The 1,079-nt window shown below is 62.7% G+C and carries 1 protein-coding gene; it reads left to right on the top strand.

The annotated features are described in order from the left end of the window. Nucleotides 1-96: 96 nt before the first annotated feature. Nucleotides 97-1,050, top strand: a complete 954-nt coding sequence (locus tag AC07OQ_RS24460; protein WP_495055740.1) for an IS30 family transposase — start codon at nucleotides 97-99, stop codon at nucleotides 1,048-1,050. Nucleotides 1,051-1,079: the final 29 nt, after the last annotated feature.

The raw sequence follows: 1,079 nt of genomic DNA, 5'->3' as shown, positions 1-1,079 counted from the left end.
CGCGGTTTGGCAAGGTAAGTGCAACACCGTCTCCAAAGAAGGTAGGGAGCTGGCCATAGTGCAGAGACCCTCAACCGGCAAGAAGGGGACGACAGCATGGGCTATAGCCAACTCACCCACGGCGAACGATACGCGATGGCCAATATGTTGCACCAGGGGTATACCTACCGAGCGATTGGGCAGGTGCTTGGGCGCTCGACCTCGACGATCACACGCGAACGCCAGCGCAACACGACCACGCACGACGGGCACTACCGAGCGGAGAAGGCACAGCAGTACGCCATGGCCCGACGCCGTCGCACACGCAAGGGTAGCCAGTACAGCCCGCAGGAATGGGGCGAGGTGCAGAGACTGCTTCACCGCAAGTGGAGTCCTGAGCAGATTGCGGGGCGCCGACGGGCGCTCAAGCAGCCGAGCATGAGCAAGGAGACGATCTACCGCTACGTGCGCCGAGAGCGGCGCGCTGGCGGTCAACTGTGGCGCGAACTGAGGATCATGAGCAAGTTCGGCCGCAAGCGCCGTGGAAGCCCGGCGACGCGAGGGCGACTGGTGGGCAAGCGGCACATCAGCGAGCGCCCGAAGGCTGTGCAACTGCGACGGCAACTTGGTCACTGGGAGGGCGACACGGTGATGGGCTCGGATCTGCGCCACTGCGTGCTCACGCTGGTGGAGCGGGTGACGGGCTATGTCGTGATCAAGAAGCTGACCGCCCGCAGCATGGAACAAGCCGCGGCGGCGCTGAGCCAGGCCATCAGGCAGTTGCGAGGGTGCGTGCGCACGATCACGCTGGACAACGGCACAGAGTTCCACGACTACGAACGCGTGGAGCGCAAGCATGCGGTGAAGTTCTACTTCGCCACGCCGTATCACTCATGGGAGCGGGGAACGAATGAGAACACTAACGGGCTGATCCGACAGTACCTGCCCAAAGGGGTGTGCTTGCGCAGTCTCACTCAGGCTGATTGCAATAGCATTGCCCGTGAACTGAATGACCGCCCCAGGCGCCGCCTGGGCTTCAAGACGCCGAGCGAAGTCTTTGCTCGGTCCTAGCGGTGTTGCACTTCAAAGTTGACTTCAAG

It is taken from the genome of Roseateles sp. GW821-FHT09B06, assembly GCF_059418245.1.
This window is presented reverse-complemented; position numbering and strand designations above follow the sequence as displayed.

Coding starts and splice junctions, on each gene's coding strand:
- AC07OQ_RS24460 (WP_495055740.1), top strand. CDS start 97: ATGGGCTATAGCCAACTCACCCACGGCGAACGATACGCGATGGCCAAT.